At 71.8% G+C, this 17123-nt stretch carries 8 protein-coding genes; 2 read left to right on the top strand and 6 right to left on the bottom strand.

What is annotated here, in order from left to right:
• Positions 1-273 precede the first annotated feature (273 nt).
• From sppA to TBIS_RS14165, 6 genes are all read right to left on the bottom strand, one after another.
• The gene (sppA, locus tag TBIS_RS14190) at positions 274-1965 is read right to left on the bottom strand and encodes a signal peptide peptidase SppA (RefSeq protein WP_013133095.1); all 1692 of its coding nucleotides are present in this window, start codon (positions 1963-1965) and stop codon (positions 274-276) included.
• Positions 1966-2438: 473 nt separating this feature from the next.
• Entirely contained in the window at positions 2439-4067 is a 1629-nt protein-coding gene (locus tag TBIS_RS14185; protein WP_013133094.1) for a glycosyl hydrolase family 18 protein, read from the bottom strand.
• 383 nt (positions 4068-4450) lie between these two features.
• On the bottom strand, positions 4451-6631 hold the full coding sequence (glgB, locus tag TBIS_RS14180; protein WP_013133093.1) for a 1,4-alpha-glucan branching protein GlgB: 2181 nt from the start codon (positions 6629-6631) through the stop codon (positions 4451-4453).
• A 49-nt stretch (positions 6632-6680) separates the two neighbouring features.
• Positions 6681-8048 carry a maltokinase N-terminal cap-like domain-containing protein gene (locus TBIS_RS14175; RefSeq protein ID WP_013133092.1) on the bottom strand — a complete coding sequence of 456 codons (1368 nt, stop codon included), beginning with the start codon at positions 8046-8048 and terminating at the stop codon, positions 6681-6683.
• Complete coding sequence (gene treS / locus TBIS_RS14170; RefSeq protein WP_013133091.1) at positions 8045-9778, bottom strand: maltose alpha-D-glucosyltransferase; 1734 nt, start codon at positions 9776-9778, stop codon at positions 8045-8047. The genes TBIS_RS14175 and treS overlap by 4 nt, the downstream gene beginning before the upstream one ends.
• Before the next feature lie 26 nt (positions 9779-9804).
• Complete coding sequence (locus TBIS_RS14165) at positions 9805-11850, bottom strand: alpha-1,4-glucan--maltose-1-phosphate maltosyltransferase (protein ID WP_013133090.1); 2046 nt, start codon at positions 11848-11850, stop codon at positions 9805-9807.
• A gap of 406 nt (positions 11851-12256) precedes the next feature.
• Here TBIS_RS14165 and glgP point away from each other — a divergent pair, with 406 nt between their 5' ends.
• Together glgP and TBIS_RS14155 are read left to right on the top strand one after the other, a co-directional pair.
• Complete coding sequence (glgP, locus tag TBIS_RS14160) at positions 12257-14848, top strand: alpha-glucan family phosphorylase (RefSeq protein WP_013133089.1); 2592 nt, start codon at positions 12257-12259, stop codon at positions 14846-14848.
• Between the two features lie 61 nt (positions 14849-14909).
• The gene (locus TBIS_RS14155; RefSeq protein ID WP_013133088.1) at positions 14910-17123 is read left to right on the top strand and encodes an amylo-alpha-1,6-glucosidase; all 2214 of its coding nucleotides are present in this window, start codon (positions 14910-14912) and stop codon (positions 17121-17123) included.

The following is a 17123-nucleotide window of genomic DNA, read 5'->3' as shown; positions in this document are numbered from 1 at the left end:
TGTCGAATCGGTCGATGGCCGCGTTTGCGCATGCCGTCGGCGACGGTGCGGGCGGCTTCGCGCCCCGGTGGCGGAGGCGCGGGCAAGCCGAATCGCGACGCGCCGGGCACCGCGCCAGAGGCGGCCTCGGTGCAGAGGATGTGCTGCGGGTGGTGGGGGAGGTCCCGGCCGTGTGCTCCGGGCGGGCCGGCCGCACACCCGCACGGCCCGGCCACCTCGGGTGTGTCCGGGCCGCCGCCCCGGGCGGCCCGGCCGTACGCGGACCCGTCCGGCTCAGCGGATCACCCACTGGCCGGGGAGCAGGAGCGGCCCGTAGGCGGGCAGGCCGAGCTCCCCGGCGAGCCGCGCGAACGGGCCCCACGCCTCCACCCGGAGCCGGGCCATGGCGGCCGACCGGTCCTCGCTCGACTCCGGCGGCCGGATCCGCTCCAGCGGGTTCAGGTGGGGGTAGATCCGCACCGGCGCGGTGGCGGGAAGCCCCGCCCTGCTCCGGGCGAGGGCGAGCGCGTCCTCCAGCCCGCCGAGCTCGTCGACCAGGCCGTTGCGGACGGCGTCCGCCCCGGTCCAGACCCGGCCCTTGGCCAGCTCGTGCGCGTGGTCCTTGCTCAGCCCGCGGGCGTCGGCGACCTTGGTGACGAAGTCCTCGTAGACCCGGTCGAGCCAGGTGTTCAGCCGCTCCCACTGGGCCGCGGAGAACTCGCGGCTGGTGGAGAACATCTCCGCGTTCTCGCCCATCGAGACCGCCTCGGACGTGACGCCGAGCTTCCCGAGCAGCTCGCTGATCACCGGCTTGCCGCCGTACACGCCGATCGAGCCGGTGAGCGTGCCCGGGTGCGCGAAGATCACGTTGGCGGCCATGGAGACGAAGTATCCCCCGGAGGCGGCGACGTCGCCCATCGAGACGATCACCGGCTTGCCCGCCTGGCGGGTGAGGAGCACCTCCCGCCAGATCGCGTCGGAGGCGACGTAGGACCCGCCCGGGCTGTCCACCCGGAACACCACGGCCTTGATCTTGTCGTCCTTGCGCGCGGCGCGGAACGCGGCGCAGATGGTGTCCGAGCCCATGGACCCGCTCGCGCCGAGCGGAGACCGGCCGCTGCGGCCGAGCCGGATCGGGCCGATGCCGTGGATGAGCGCGACCGCGCCGGCCCCCGGGTGCGGCAGCCGCTTGGCCGCCGCCTCCTTGGCGTACCGGGTGACGTAGCGGAGCCGGCCGTCCTCGCCCACGGTCTCCGCGTAGACCTCGTCCCGGTACTTCAGGCCGTCCACGAGCCCGGCCTCCACCGCCTCGGCGCCGAGGAACGGCCCGCGGTCGACCAGCTCGCGGACGCGCGCGGGGTCGAGCCGGCGGCCCTGGGCGATCCCCTCGATGACCTGCTCCATCGCGGACTCGACGATGCGCGCCGTCGACTCGCGGTGCGGCTCGGTCATGTGGTTCTGGGTGAACACGTTCGCCGCGGTCTTGTACTCGTGCCGCTGGCCGAGCTGGAACTCCACCCCGGCCTTGGCGAGCGCGTCGCGGAGGAACCGGGTCTCGACCGAGAGGCCGGTGAGGCCCACGTCGCCGGAGGGCTGCAGGTAGATCCGGTCGCAGGCCGTGGCGAGGTAGTAGGGGACGGTCCCGGTGCTGACCTCGCCGAACGACTCTGCGAAGGCGATGGTGCGCTTGCCGGCCGCCCGCAGCTTGATGATCGCGGTCCGGAGCTCCTGCACCATGCCGAGCCCGAGCGGCGCGTTGCCGATCTTCACCAGCAGCGCCTTGACCCGGGGATCCCGGCGCGCCCGGTTGAGCCCGGCGAGCACGTCGTCGAGGCGGATCTTGCGCATCGACAGCATCGCGCCGAGCGGGTCCGCGGGCGGTCCCTCCACGATCCCCATGGTCAGGTCGAGCTCGAGCACCAAGGGTGCGCTCCGCTGCCGCCGCAGCTTCTCGAGGGTCTGTCCGATCGTCCTCGTCGCCTCCATAAAGGCCACCCTAAGGGATCCATCGGAAGGTGCTCGCGGGATCCGCTGTGGGCAAAGACCGATAAAGACCGTAAAGCCCGCGGCCGGGCCGCCCTGGTCCGCGCCCGTTCCCGGGGTTCATCGCGCCGCCGCCCGCCCGGCGCGGTCCGGGTTCTCGCCCCCGCGCCCCGGACGGCTCGCGCGGCGTCGCGAGGGCGATGAAAGCGACCGACCCATCGGCGGCCGGCCGGACGCCTCGCGCGCGTCGCGGGGACAGGCGCCGGTACGGCGGCGCGGCCGTACCCGGCGAGCGGGACGGCGGGCCGGAGCGGCGGGCGGGAGCGCGGAAAGGCCCCCGCCGGAGGGGGTGGCGGGGGCCTGTGGAGGGGGTGGGCTTCCGCGGCGGTCCCGGAACGCCCTGGCGGGACCGCCGCGGATCCTGGGTCGCCCTAGGGATTCCCGAGGGGGATCGGAGGCGTCAGGGTGCGGCGTGGCTACCGGAGGTTGCCGGCCACGGCGGCCGCCAGCTCGCCGTTGGCGGTGTCACCGCTGAACTCCCAGATGAACGCGCCGCCGAGGCCCTGGTTCTTGACGTAGTCCATCTTCCCCGCGATCGTCGCCGGGGTGTCGTAGCTCCACCAGTTGTTGCCGCAGTGGGCGTACGCCGTGCCGGCGATGGTCCCGGTGGCCGGGCAGCTCGTCTTGAGCACCTTGTAGTCCTCGACGCCCTGCTCGTAGGTGCCCGGTGCCGGGCCGGTGGCGGTGCCGCCGGGCGCGCTCTGGGTGACCCCGGTCCAGCCGCGGCCGTAGAAGCCGATGCCGAGCAGGAGCTTGTTCGCGGGGATGCCCTTGCTCTTCAGCTTCTGGATGGCCGCGTCCGCGTAGAAGCCGGCCGTGGGGATCCCGCTGTAGGAGGTGAGCGGCGAGTGCGGGGCGGTCGGCCCGGTCGCCGCCCAGGCGCCGAAGTAGTCGTACGTCATGACGAGGTACCAGTCGACGTACTGCGCCGCGCCGGCGTAGTCCGCGGCGTCGAGCTTGCCGCCCGAGGTGCCGTCACCGCTGATCGCCGCGGTCACCAGGAAGTCGGGGCCGAACTTGGCGCGGAGCGCGGCCATGAGCCTCCGGAAGGCGTCCGGCCCGCTGGTGTCGCAGCTCAGCCCGCAGGCGTTCGGGTACTCCCAGTCGATGTCGATCCCGTCGAACACGTCGGCCCAGCGCGGGTCCTTCAGCAGCCGGTAGCAGGACTCGGCGAAGGCCTCGGGGTTGCGGGCCGCCTCGGCGAAGCCGCTCGACCAGGTCCAGCCGCCGAACGACCAGATGACCTTGATGTGCGGGTACATGGCCTTGAGCTTGCGGAGCTGGTTGAAGTTGCCGCGGAGCGCGCCGGTGTCCCAGGTGTCCGCCTTGCCGTCCACGCTGTTCTCCGCGGTGTAGGCCATGTCGTACGCCGCGTACGAGTCGCCGATGGCGCACTGGCCGTTGGTGACGTTGCCGAAGGCGTAGTTGATGTAGTCGATCTTGGAGGCGGTGCCGCTGGTGACGAGGTTCTTGACGAAGTACTGGCGCCCGTAGACGCCCCACTCGGTGAAGTAGCCGACGATCTTCTTGTCACCGCCGGGGTTGGGGGACGTGGTCACCGTCGGCGACGGGCTGGGGCTGACCGGCGGGGACGGGCTCGGGCTGACGGTGGGGGAGGGGGAGGAGGTCGGCGACGGGCCGGGGGAGCCGGGTTCGCCGGAGCACGGCTGGCCGTTGAGCGTGCAGTTCAGCGGGGTGAAGCCGCCACCGGGCGCGCCGATGAAGCCGAAGGTGGTGGACGCCCCGGGGGCGAGGGGCTCGTACCAGGTCGGGTTGGTGAACGTGTAGTGGTTCCCGTTCCTGGTCATCCGGGCGTCCCAGGCGGAGCTGATCGTCGTGCCGGGCGGCACGTCGAACTCGAGCGTCCAGCTCTGCAGGGTGGAGGACCCGGCCTTGATGGTGAACTTGCCCTGGAAGCCGGTCTCCCAGTCAGAGTCCGTGGAGTACGTGGCGGTCGCCGGGGTGGCGGCGGTCGCGGTCCCGATGGCGAGCGGAGCGAGGAGCGCTGCCCCCGCGAGCAGGGGCCCGAGCAGCAATCGTCGCAACGGTCACTCCAGGTAGGGGATCGGTTCTATCTGATAGGAAAGTTTCCTATCAGTTTGACCGCAGGGTAAGCCCGCCGCGGTGGCGCGTCAATGCGTTCGCCCCGTTTTGGGCCCCCGGAATGGTGGCCGGGCCTGTTGAGCCTCCGGGATGCTGGCGGGGCCTGTACGGCTCAGGGATGGTGGCGGGGCGGCATCGTGGCGCCGCGGTGGAACGGCCGGGCGTCATCGAGCCCCCGCTTCGCGCGCCCGGGGTCCGCGATGGCGATGAACACCGGCCACCTCGTCCGGCCCCGCTGCATGGGCCCAGGGAACCCCGGATGGCGATGAACACCGGCGACCTCATCCGGCCCTCGCTGCTCGGGCCCCGGAGCCGGGCCCGCCGCTCAGCCGGACCGGCCGTCCGCGTCCCGCTCGCGCGCCGGGGACCCCGTGGCCGGCCGGAGCCAGAGCGCGCCGAGCGGCGGCAGGCGGAGCCGGGCCGAGTAGGGCAGGCCGTGGCACGGCGTGGCGGACGCCTCGACCGCGCCGAGGTTCCCCACCCCGCTGCCCGCGTAGAGGAAGGAGTCGGTGTTGAGGATCTCCTCCCACCGGCCGCCCACCGGCAGGCCCAGGTGGTAGTCCTCGTGCGGGATGCCGGCGAAGTTCACCACGCAGGCGAGCACCGAGCCGTCCGAGCCGTAGCGCAGGAAGGCCAGCACGTTCCGCGCCGCGTCGTTCGCCTCGATCCACCGGAACCCGTCCGGGGTGAAGTCCCGGGTGTACAGCGCCGGCGTCTCCCGGTAGATCCGGTTGAGGTCCTGCACCAGGCGCTGCACGCCCCGGTGGTACTCGAAGTCGAGCACCCACCAGTCGAGGCCGTGCGCCTCCGACCACTCCGCGCCCTGGCCGAACTCCCCGCCCATGAAGAGGAGCTGCTTGCCCGGGTGCGCCCACATGTACGCCAGGAGCGCGCGCAGGTTGGCGAAGCGCTGCCACTCGTCCCCGGGCATCTTGGCGAGCAGCGACCCCTTCATGTGCACGACCTCGTCGTGCGAGAGCGGCAGCACGAAGTTCTCCGAGAACGCGTACACCAGGGAGAAGGTCACCTCGTGGTGGTGGTACTGCCGGTGGATCGGGTCGTGCGACAGGTACTTGAGCGTGTCGTGCATCCAGCCCATGTTCCACTTCAGGCCGAACCCGAGCCCGCCCAGGTGCACCGGGCGGGACACGCCCGGCCAGGCCGTGGACTCCTCGGCGATCATCACGATCCCGGGCACCTCGCGGTAGCAGACCGTGTTCAGCTCCTTCAGGAAGGCGATCGCCTCGAGGTTCTCCCGGCCGCCGTGGATGTTCGGGGTCCACTCGCCCTCGCGCCGCGAGTAGTCGAGGTAGAGCATGGAGGCGACGGCGTCCACGCGCAGGCCGTCGATGTGGAATTCCTTCAGCCAGTAGAGCGCGTTGGCGACGAGGAAGTTGCGGACCTCGTTCCGGCCGTAGTCGAAGACGTAGGTGCCCCAGTCCGGGTGCTCGCCCCGCCGCGGGTCGGCGTGCTCGTACAGCGGGGTGCCGTCGAACCGGGCGAGCGCCCACTCGTCGGTGGGGAAGTGCGCGGGCACCCAGTCGAGGATCACCCCGATGCCGGCGCGGTGCAGCTCGTCCACCAGGTAGCGGAAGTCGTCGGGGGTGCCGAACCGGGCGGTCGGCGCGTAGTACGAGGTGACCTGGTAGCCCCACGACCCGCCGAACGGGTGCTCGGCCACCGGCAGGAACTCCACGTGGGTGAAGCCCATCTCGGTGACGTACTCGACCAGCTCGACCGCGAGCCGCCGGTAGGACAGCCCGGGCCGCCACGAGCCGAGGTGCACCTCGTAGATGCTCATCGGCCCGGTGAGCGGATCCCGCCGGGCGCGGGCGGCCATCCACTCCGCGTCCCGCCACTCGTACGCGGACCGCTCCACGATCGACGCGGTGGCCGGCGGGACCTCGGTCCGGCGGGCCATCGGGTCCGCCTTCTCCCGCCACACGCCGTCGATGCCGAGGACCTGGAACTTGTACCGGGCCCCCGGCCCGACCCCGGGGAGGAACAGCTCCCACACCCCCGACCGGCCGAGCGAGCGCATCGGGCAGGCCGTGCCGTCCCAGTGGTTGAAGTCGCCGATCACCCGGACGCCGCGGGCGTTCGGCGCCCACACGGTGAACGCGGTGCCGTCGACGTCCTCGTGCCGCATGACCCGGGCGCCGAGCACCTCCCACAGCCGCTCATGCCGGCCCTCGTGGATGAGGTGCAGGTCGAACTCGCCGAGGGTCGGCAGGTGCCGGTACGGGTCGTCCGTCTCGTACGGCGGCGCGCCCGGATAGGTGATCCGCAGCCGGTAGTCCGGGATCTTGTCCAGCCCGGGGATGGTCACCTCGAACACCCCGTGGGCGACGTGCCGCAGCTCGTGGGCGGTGCCGTCCACGATGGCCTCGACCTTCTCGGCGAGCGGCCGCAGTGCGCGGATCGTGACGCCCTCCGGCCCGGGGTGCGCGCCGAGGATCGAGTGCGGGTCGTGGTGCGCGCCGGCGGCCAGCCGATCGAGATCCATGTCATAACCCTGCCCGATTCGGGGCGCCGTCACCACCGCGAACGGAGGTTCAGGGAGCGTCCCGGCCCGGGGTGAAGGCGGCGAGCGGGATCGGCAGCCAGTCCGGCCGGTTCCGGGCCTCGTAGACGACCTCGTAGACCGCCTTGCTCATCTCCAGAGCCCGCAGCATGACCATGTCGTCGCCGGTGAGCGGGCCGCCCGCGGCCGCGTACCCCTCGAGGAACGCCGCGCGGTTGCGCTCCGACCACTCCCGGGCCCGGCCCTCGAGCGCGTCGGCGTGCGGGTGGCCGACGAGCAGGTGCCGGGCCGCGTAGTCGAACGAGCGGAGCATCCCGGCCACGTCCCGCATGGGCGAGTCGAGCGCCCGGCGTTCGGCGAGCGGCTGGCCCGGCTCGCCCTCGAAGTCCAGCACCACCCAGTCGGCGGGGGTGCGGAGCACCTGCCCGAGGTGGTAGTCGCCGTGCACCCGCTGCACGGGCATGCCGTGGGTGATGCCGGCGAGCCGGTCGAACGCGCCGGCCGCGACGCCGGCGTACAGGGCGAGCCGCGGGACCGCGCCGACCGCCTGCTCCAGCTTCCGGTGGAGCCGGTCGATCAGCGCTTTGATCTCCCGCGGCGACATGGACCCGGTCGGGAAGACCTCGGCGAGCCGGTCGTGGACCTCGGCGGTGGCGCCGCCGAGCCGGAACGCCTCCGGGGCGAAGTCGCCGCCGGCGTCCGCGGCGGAGAGGCCGGGCGGGCTGGCGTAGAGGTCGCGGACGCTGGCGAGCGCCATGGTCCAGCCCTCGGCCGCCCCGGCCAGGTACTCCTGCATGATCGCGAGCGTGGTCGGCTCGCCGCCGACGTCCCCCTCGATCCAGCCGTACGGCCGCGCGATGTGGGCCGACCCGGCGGCCGCGAGGCCCATGACGATCTCCAGCTCGGGGCTGACGCCCGGGGTGAGCTGGCGGAACAGCTTGCAGATGTAGGCCTCCCCGAACACCAGGGAGGTGTTCGACTGCTCGGCGGTGAGCACGCTGCCGCGCAGCGTGGGGTCGATCTCCGCCCCGGGGACGCGGTGGAACCGCAAGGCGCCCACCGTCAGCTCGTCCGCCATGCCAGCGAGCAGCCGCCCGGTGAGCACGTGGTCGTGCACGGCGTCGTACGCGTACCGCTGCCGGCCCCGCCAGGTGCAGGCGCCGATCAGGGCGTGCCGCAGCCGGCCGGGCAGCTCGGCCCGGAGGCCGATCGGGAGCTGGTAGCGGGTGCGGCGGTCGGCCTGCCGTACCGAGACGATCAGGTGGAGGAGCGCGGGATCACCGCCGTGGAGCTCGGTGAGGGAGTCGATGGCGAGCGCGTCGACGGCATGCCCTTTCCCGGCGAACCACCGTTGCCCGGTGATCCAGCCGGCGAGCAGGTCGGGCAGCCCTCTCGTCACTCCTCCTCGGTGGCGCTCGCGCCCTGCGGCTTGGGCAGGGTGAACCAGTAGAAACCGTGCCCGGGGAGCGTCAGGAGATACGGCAGCTCGCCGATCGGCGGGAACGGCACGCCGCCCATGCACTCGACCGGGGTGACGCCCTCGAACCGGCGCAGGTCGAGCTCGACCGGCTGGGGGAAGCGGGAGAGGTTGTTGACGCAGAGCACCCGGTCGTCGCCGAGCTCGCGGACGAAGGCGAGCACGCTCGGGTTGGAGGAGTTGAGCTCGGTGAAGTGGCCGAGCCCGAAGACCGGGTGGCGCTTGCGGATCTCGATCATCCGCTTGGTGAAGTGGAGGAGCGAGCCGGGGCTCTTCTGCTGCGCCTCGACGTTGATCGCCTGGTACCCGTAGATCGGGTCCATGATCACCGGCAGGTAGAGCCGGCCGGGGTCGGCGTCGGAGAACCCGGCGTTGCGGTCCGGGGTCCACTGCATCGGGGTGCGGACTCCGTCCCGGTCGCCGAGCCAGATGTTGTCGCCCATGCCGATCTCGTCGCCGTAGTAGAGCACGGGCGAGCCCGGCAGGCTCAGCAGCAGCGCGGTGAACAGCTCGATCTGGTTGCGGTCGTTCTCCAGGAGCGGGGCGAGCCGGCGCCGGATGCCGACGTTCGCCCGCATCCGGGGGTCCTTGGCGTACTCCGCGTACATGTAGTCGCGCTCTTCGTCGGTGACCATCTCGAGCGTGAGCTCGTCGTGGTTGCGCAGGAAGATCCCCCACTGGCAGTTCTCCGGGATCTTCGGTGTCTGGGCGAGGATCTCGGAGATCGGGTAGCGGGACTCGCGCCGGACCGCCATGAAGATGCGCGGCATCAGCGGGAAGTGGAACGCCATGTGGCACTCGTCCCCGCCGGTGACCGGGTCGCCGAAGTACTCCACCACGTCGGCCGGCCACTGGTTCGCCTCGGCGAGCAGGACCCGGTCGGGGTAGAGCCGGTCGACCTCGGCGCGGATCCGCTTGAGGTACGCGTGGGTCTGCGGCAGGTTCTCGCAGTTGGTGCCGTCCTGCTCGAAGAGGTACGGGATCGCGTCGAGCCGGAACCCGTCGATGCCGAGGTCGAGCCAGAACCGGATGACCTCGAGCATCGCCTCCTGCACCGCGGGGTTGTCGTAGTTGAGGTCGGGCTGGTGGTGGAAGAACCGGTGCCAGTAGTACTGGCCGCGCACCGGGTCGTAGGTCCAGTTGGAGGACTCCGAGTCGATGAAGATGATCCGCGCGTCCTTGTACCGCTCGTCGGTGTCGCTCCACACGTAGAAGTCGCCGTACGGCCCGGTGGGGTCGTGGCGCGACGCCTGGAACCACGGGTGCTGGTCGCTGGTGTGGTTCATCACCAGGTCGGCGATGATCCGGATCCCGCGCTTGTGCGCCTCGTCGACCAGCATGATGAAGTCCCCGAGGTCGCCGTACTCGGGCAGGATCGTCATGTAGTCGGAGATGTCGTACCCGCCGTCCCGGAGCGGTGACTTGTACATCGGCAGCAGCCAGATGCAGTCGACGCCCAGCCACTGCAGGTAGTCGAGCTTCTGGATCAGCCCGGGGATGTCACCGGTGCCGTCCCCGTTGGAGTCGTAGAAGCCGCGGATCAGCACCTCGTAGAAGACGGCGCGCTTGTACCAGAACCGGTCGCGCGGCTGCTCGTGGGTGAAGGTGTCGGGAACCGGCCGGCTGTGACCGGGCTGCGATGTCGGGTTCACCTGTGGACTCCCGGGTGCGGTCGTGCTCACGGGTGGCGGAGCGTGAAGACGTGGGCGGGACAGATGTGCGGGTCGAGACGCACGTAGTTGGCCTGCCGCCAGCGGTACGACTCGCCGGAGAGCTGGTCGTCGACGATGAACTCGGCGTTCCAGTCGAGGCCGAGGGCGGGCATGTCCAGGTGGACGGTCGCCTCCCGGGTGTGGTGCGGGTCCAGGTTGACGACGGCGAGCACCACGTCGCCGAGCCCGTGCCGCCGGGTCGCCGGATCGTACGGCCCGGGCAGGCGCTTGGAGAAGCAGATCAGCTCCGGCTGGTCGACGTGGTGGAACCGCAGGTTGCGCAGCTCCTGGAGCGCGGGGTGCGCCCGCCGCAGGAGATTGAGCTGGGTGATGAAGGGGGCGATGCTGCGGCCCTCCCGTTCGGCCGCCGCCCAGTCGCGCGGCTTGTACTGATATTTCTCACTATCAAGGTACTCCTCGCTCCCCGGGCGTAGTGGCGTGTTCTCGCAGAGTTCGAACCCCGAGTAGATCCCCCAGGTCGGCCCCAGGAGCGCGCCGAGCACCGCTCTGATCTTGAAGGCCGGCACCCCGCCGTGCTGCAGGTACTCGTGCAGGATGTCCGGGGTGTTCACGAACAGGTTCGGGCGGAGGAAGTGCGCCGTCCGGTGCGCGAGCTCGGTGAGGTACTCCTCGATCTCCGCCTTCGTGTTCCGCCAGGTGAAATACGTGTACGACTGGTGGAACCCGATCTTCGCCAGGGTCTGCAGCATCGCCGGGCGGGTGAACGCCTCGGCGAGGAACAGCACGTCCGGATCGGTGGCGTTGATGTCGGCGATCAGCCGCTCCCAGAAGTGGACCGGCTTGGTGTGCGGGTTGTCCACCCGGAAGATCCGCACCCCGTGGTCCATCCAGAACCGGACGATCCGCCGGACCTCCTGGTAGAGCCCCTCCGGATCGTTGTCGAAGTTGAGCGGATAGATGTCCTGGTACTTCTTGGGCGGGTTCTCCGCGTACGCGATCGACCCGTCGGCCCGCTTGGTGAACCACTCGGGGTGCTCCTTCACCCACGGGTGGTCGGGCGAGCACTGCAGGGCGAGGTCGAGCGCGACCTCCAGGCCGAGCTCGCGCGCCCGCGCCACGAACGCGTCGAAGTCCTCGATCGTGCCGAGGTCGGGGTGGACCGCGTCGTGCCCGCCCGCCGGGGAGCCGATCGCCCACGGCGACCCCGGGTCGTGCGGCCCGGCGGTGAGCGTGTTGTTCCGCCCCTTGCGGGCGGTGAACCCGATCGGGTGGATCGGCGGCAGGTAGACCACGTCGAAGCCCATCGCGGCGATGGCCGGCAGCCGCTCGGCGGCGGTCCGGAACGTCCCCGAGCGCGGGGTGATCCCGGCGTCGGCCGGGACGCCGCACTCCCCGGGCACGATCGCGCCCTCGGAGCGGGGGAAGAACTCGTACCACGAGCCGAACAGCGCCCGCCGGCGGTCCACCCGGATGCGGTACCGCTCCGAGCGGGTGACCAGCTCCCGCAGCGGGTGCGCCTCGATCGCCTCCGCGGTGGTGGCGAGCTGCGCGGCCGAGAACCGGGCCCGCGGGTCGAGGTGCTCGTCCCGCAGCCGCTCCGCCACCTCCCGCAGCGTGGCGGCGTGCGCGCAGGGCTCCGGGCCCGGGCAGTCGTCCGGCCGCACGGCCGCCGCGGCGCGCTCGAAGAGCCGGGCCCCCTCCTCGCACATGAGCTCCGCGTCGATCCCCCGGGGGATCTTGATGCCGGCGTCCCGCAGCCAGGTGGCGATCGGATCGCCCCACGCCTCGACGTGGAACCACCACAGCCCTTCGTCGGGGAGCGAGACCGTCACGCTCCACCGGTCGGTGCCGGGGGCGATCTCGCGCATCGGCAGGACCCGCCCCTGCCTGCCCGACGGATCGGTGAGCACGGCGCCGGCCGCGACCGCCTCGTGCCCTTCCCGGAACACGGTCGCGCTGATCTCGAAGGTCTCGCCGGCGACGGCCTTGGCCGGCCACCGCCCGCAGTCGACGACGGGGTGGAGGTCGAGGATGGGGATTCGTCCGATCATCGCTGCCTTACCTAGGGGCGCCGGGCCCGGCGCCGGTGGGTCTCGTCGCTGGTCATGGTGCACGTCTCCCTCGGCTCTCCCTGGGCCGTCTCCCGGCCGCACCGCCGGCTCCCCCCGCGGGCCGCCGAGGCGGTAACGTACCCGTCATCCGGCGTGCCCGCACAGGTCCATACTTACCCTCTCCCGGTGCGGCGTTGCCCGTTCCGAGACGTTCGGGCGGTCCGTGGCCATTTCTTGATCGTGGGCGGTGCGAGGTGGACCGGAGCTATGACGTTCGTTGGGCTTTGCCGGATGCGGTAGGGGATAGGAGCGACATGCAAGAGGGCGGCCGCGCGGGCGCACCCCGGTCCGGCCGGTGGAGCGTTCCTGTCGCGTGCCGCGGTGCCGACTAATTAAGGTCAGCCCCGTGAGAGCAATTCGGCGCTTCACCGTACGGACGTCCCTGCCTCCTCAGCTGGCGCCGCTGGCCGAGCTGGTGCGGAATCTCCGCTGGTCATGGCACCCGGAGACGCTGGACCTCTTCGCCGACGTGGACCGGGAGGCATGGGAGCGGGTCGGCCACGATCCGGTCGCCCTGCTCGGTGCGGTGGAGACCGGCCGGTTGCTCGAGCTCGCCGCGGACCGGCGGTTCCTGCGCCGGCTCGCCGACGCCGCCGATGACCTCCGCGAGTACCTCACCGCTCCGCGGTGGTACCAGTCGCTGGAGGACGCGCCCCGGGCGATCGCCTACTTCTCCCCGGAGTACGGCATCGCCGCCGCGCTCCCGCAGTACTCGGGCGGCCTCGGCATCCTCGCGGGCGACCACCTGAAGGCGGCGAGCGACCTCGGTGTGCCGATCATCGGGGTGGGCCTGCTCTACCGCCACGGCTACTTCACCCAGTCGCTCTCCCCGGACGGCTGGCAGCTGGAGCACTACCCGTCGCTCGACCCGGGCGGGCTCCCGCTCACCCTGCTGCGGGAGGCGGACGGCACCCCGGCCACGGTCTGCGTCACCCTCGACGGCGCGCAGCCCTTGCGCGCCCGGATCTGGGTCGCCCAGGTGGGCCGGGTGCCCTTACTGCTGCTCGACTCCGGGATCGCGGAGAACGACCCGATGGCCAGGGACGTGACCGACCGCCTCTACGGCGGCGGGAGCGACCACCGGCTCCGGCAGGAGCTGCTCCTCGGCGTCGGCGGGGTGCGGGCGGTGCGCGCGTACTGCCGGATCACCGGCCACCCGGAGCCCGAGGTGTTCCACACCAACGAGGGCCACGCCGGCTTCCTCGGCCTGGAGCGGATCCGCGAGCTCACCGAGGCGCGGCTCTCCTTCGCGGAGGCGCTCGAGGCGGTGCGCGCCGGCACGGTGTTCACCACGCACACCCCGGTGCCGGCCGGCATCGACCGGTTCCCGGCCGACATGATCGCGCGCCAGTTCAGCGGGAGCGCCTGGCCGACCGTGGACGTGGCGAACGTCCTGGAGCTGGGGGCCGAGCCCGGGCCCGGCGGCGACCCCTCGGTGTTCAACATGGCCGTGATGGGCATGCGGCTCGCCCAGCGGGTCAACGGCGTCTCCCGGCTCCACGGCGAGGTGAGCCGCGCCATGTTCCGCGGCCTGTGGCCGGGGTTCGACCTCGACGAGCTGCCGATCGGCTCGATCACCAACGGCGTCCACGCGCCCACGTGGATGGCCCGCGAGCTCCTCGAGCTGATCGGCGGCGACCACCTCACCGGGGTGGGCGACGAGCGGGGCTGGGAGCGGGTGGACCGGCTCTCCGACGCCGACCTCTGGGCCGTGCGCTGCCGGCTGCGCACCCGGCTGGTGGCGGAGACGCGCAAGCGGCTCAAGCGCGCCTGGCTCCGGCGCGGCGCCGCGGAGGCGGAGCTCGGCTGGGTCGACCAGGTCCTCGACCCGGAGGTGCTGACCATCGGGTTCGCGCGCCGGGTCCCCGCGTACAAGCGGCTCACCCTCATGCTCCGCGACCCGGAGCGGCTCACGGCGCTGCTGCTCCACCCGGACCGGCCCGTCCAGATCGTCATCGCCGGGAAGGCGCACCCGGCCGACGAGGGCGGCAAGCGGCTCATCCAGCAGATCGTCCGGTTCGCCGACCAGGAGCGCGTGCGGCACCGCATCGTGTTCCTGCCCGACTACGACATGGCGCTCGCCCAGGTGCTCGTCGCCGGCGCCGACGTCTGGATGAACAACCCGCTCCGCCCGCTCGAGGCGTGCGGCACCTCCGGGATGAAGGCCGCGCTCAACGGCGGCCTCAACCTCTCCATCCGGGACGGCTGGTGGGACGAGTGGTTCGACGGCGCCAACGGCTGGGCCATCCCAAGCGCCGAGGGCGTGGCGGATCCCGACCGGCGTGACGAGCTCGAGGCGGCGGCCCTCTACGACCTCCTCGAGCGCGAGGTCACGCCCCGGTTCTACGACCGCACCGCCGACGGGCTGCCGCGCCGCTGGCTGGAGATGGTCCGGCACACGCTGCGCTCGCTCGGGCCGAAGGTCCTGGCCGGGCGCATGCTCAAGGAGTACGTGCTCGACCTCTACACCCCGGCGGCGAAGGCGGCCCGGGAGTTCGCCGCGGATGACCACCGGAACGCCAAGCGGTTCGCGGCCTGGAAGGTGCGCGTGTCGCGGGCCTGGCCGGGGGTGCGGGTCGAGCACGTCGAAGGCTCCGGGGCCGGCGACACCCCGGAGCTCGGCACCCGCCTGAAGATCACGGCCACGGTCGCGCTCGGGGAGCTGAGCCCCGAGGACGTCGAGGTCCAGGCGGTCTACGGCCGGGTCGGCGCGCACGACGAGCTGATCCGCCCGGATCACGTCACGCTGACGATGGAGACGATCCACGACGACGGCCGCGCCCGGTACGCCGGGGTGATCCCCCTCGATCGGACCGGCGCATTCGGTTACACCGTCCGTGTCGTGCCGTCGCACCCATTGCTGGCGGCGCCCGCCGAACTCGGCTTGATCGCCGTGCCGGAGGAGCCGGCGGGCATGACGAACGGAACCCTCCGCTGATCCATTTCGACGATCCATGCCGGCCGTGAGCCGGCGTCACTTGCCATATCAGGAGTGAATCATGACGAACGCGTGGACGTTCGAGGGACAACCCGCGGCGCTCGGCGACACGACGGTGACGCTGGTCGAGGGGACCTCGTTCTGTGTGTCGACCAGGACCGGCGACATCGTCTCCGGCGGGGCGCAGGGCGTCTACCACGCCGACACCCGGCTGCTCTCCCGCTGGGAGCTGCGCATCGACGACGTCCCCGTCGAGCCGCTGCAGGTCCTCTCCGACCAGCCGTACCACGCCCGGTTCATCGGGCGGACCCAGCCGCGTCCCGGGCGGGCGGAGAGCACGCTGCTCGTGGTCCGCGACCGGTACGTGGGCGGCGGCCTCCGCGAGGACATCCGGCTCCGCAACGAGTCGGACGAGACCGTGGGCTGCCTGGTGAACATCCACCTCGCCTCGGACATCGCCGACCTGTTCGAGGTGAAGGTGGGCCGCGTCCAGCACGTCCACGACGTCGACACGGTCACCGAGGGGAGCACCCTGCGGATCTTCTCCCCCAGCAGGTCCCGGGGCGTGGTGCTCCGGACCGAGGACGCGCTCGTCGCCCCCGGCCGGCTCTCCTTCCGCGTCGTGGTCCCGGCCCGGGGCGAGTGGTCCACGAAGATCCAGGCCAACCCGATCATCGACGGGGAGGAGGTCCAGGCCCGGTTCTCCGCGCACTTCCCGGTGCAGAGCGCGGAGCCGGCCGTGCGGTTCGCCGCCTGGGACCGGGACATCCCCCGGGTCCGCACCACCCACCGCGCGCTCGCCCGGGCGCTCGAGCGGTCCCGCGAGGACCTGGGCTCGCTCCGGCTGTTCGATCAGGACAAGCCGGACCAGCCGCCGACGATCGCGGCCGGGGCGCCGTGGTTCATGACCCTGTTCGGCCGCGACTCCCTGCTCACCTCGTGGATGGCGCTCCCGCTCGACCAGTCGCTCGCGCTCGGCACGCTCCGCCGCCTCGCCGAGCTGCAGGGCAAGAAGGAAGACCCGATCACCGAGGAGGAGCCGGGGAAGATCCCGCACGAGCTGCGGTCCGGGGTGCAGACCCAGGTCTCCGTCCACGGCGGCTCCTGCTACTACGGCTCGGTCGACGCCACCCCGCTGTTCGTGATGCTCCTCGGCGAGCTACGCCGCTGGGGCCTGCACGATGAGGCGGTCGACGAGCTGCTGCCGGCGGCCGACGCCGCGCTCCGGTGGATCGAAGAGTACGGTGAAAAACAGGGGCCCATCGAGGGGCTGCTCTGGTACCGCAGGAAGACGGACCAGGGGCTGCAGAACCAGGGCTGGAAAGACTCGTTCGATGGCATTAACTACGCGGACGGGAGACTGGCCAAGGCTCCGATCGCGCTCGCCGAGGTGCAGGGGTACGTCTACGCGGCGTACACCGCCCGATACCACTTCGCGGTGGAGGCCGGCGACGAGGAGACCGCCCGGCGGTGCGCCCAGCGGGCCAACCGGATCCGCCGCCTCTTCAACGAGCTCTTCTGGCTGCCCGACCGGGGCTACTACGCGGTCGGGATCGACGGCGCTGGCCGGCCGATCGACAGCCTCGCGTCGAACATGGGCCACTGCCTGTGGACCGGGATCGTGGACGAGGACAAGGCGCCGTCGGTGGTCCACCACCTCATGTCGGACGAGATGTTCACGGGTTTCGGCATCCGGACGCTCGCCTCGAACATGGGCGCCTACAACCCGATGAGCTACCACAACGGGTCGGTGTGGCCACATGACAATGCCTTGATCGTCTCCGGACTGGTCCGGTACGGCTTCGTAGAGGAGGCCCAGCGCGTCACGCTGGGGCTCCTGGACGCGGCCGAGGAGTTCGGGGGCAGGCTTCCCGAGCTGTTCTGCGGGTTCGACAGGAAGGAATTCCCGGTGCCGGTGCCGTACCCCACGTCCTGCTCCCCCCAGGCGTGGGCGGCGGCGAGCCCGATCCACATGCTGCGGTCGCTGCTGCGGCTGGACCCCTGGATCCCGTACGGCCAGGCGTGGATCGCCCCGGCGCTGCCGAAGGAGTTCGGTGAGCTGTGGGTGACCGGGCTGCCGCTCGCCGGCGAACGGGTCGACGTGGTGGTGAGCGAGGACGGCACTACCGAGGTGATCGGGCTGCCCTCCCGGATCACCGTCCACTACGAGCCCCGCCCGCCCCTCAGCGTCCTCGTCGACGGCACCGGCGGCCACGCGGACGACCGGAATGTGGAGGAGCTGAATGACGACGAGCAGCGGAGGGAGAAAGCGTAG

The organism is Thermobispora bispora DSM 43833 (assembly GCF_000092645.1).
GTDB classification, from domain to species: domain Bacteria; phylum Actinomycetota; class Actinomycetes; order Streptosporangiales; family Streptosporangiaceae; genus Thermobispora; species Thermobispora bispora.
This window is presented reverse-complemented; position numbering and strand designations above follow the sequence as displayed.

Bases quoted from the DNA above. Each gene is read 5' to 3' on its own strand.
- TBIS_RS14155 (WP_013133088.1), top strand. From the start codon at position 14,910: ATGACGAACGCGTGGACGTTCGAGGGACAACCCGCGGCGCTCGGCGAC.
- sppA (WP_013133095.1), bottom strand. From the start codon at position 1,965: ATGGAGGCGACGAGGACGATCGGACAGACCCTCGAGAAGCTGCGGCGG.
- TBIS_RS14165 (WP_013133090.1), bottom strand. From the start codon at position 11,850: ATGATCGGACGAATCCCCATCCTCGACCTCCACCCCGTCGTCGACTGC.
- glgB (WP_013133093.1), bottom strand. From the start codon at position 6,631: ATGGATCTCGATCGGCTGGCCGCCGGCGCGCACCACGACCCGCACTCG.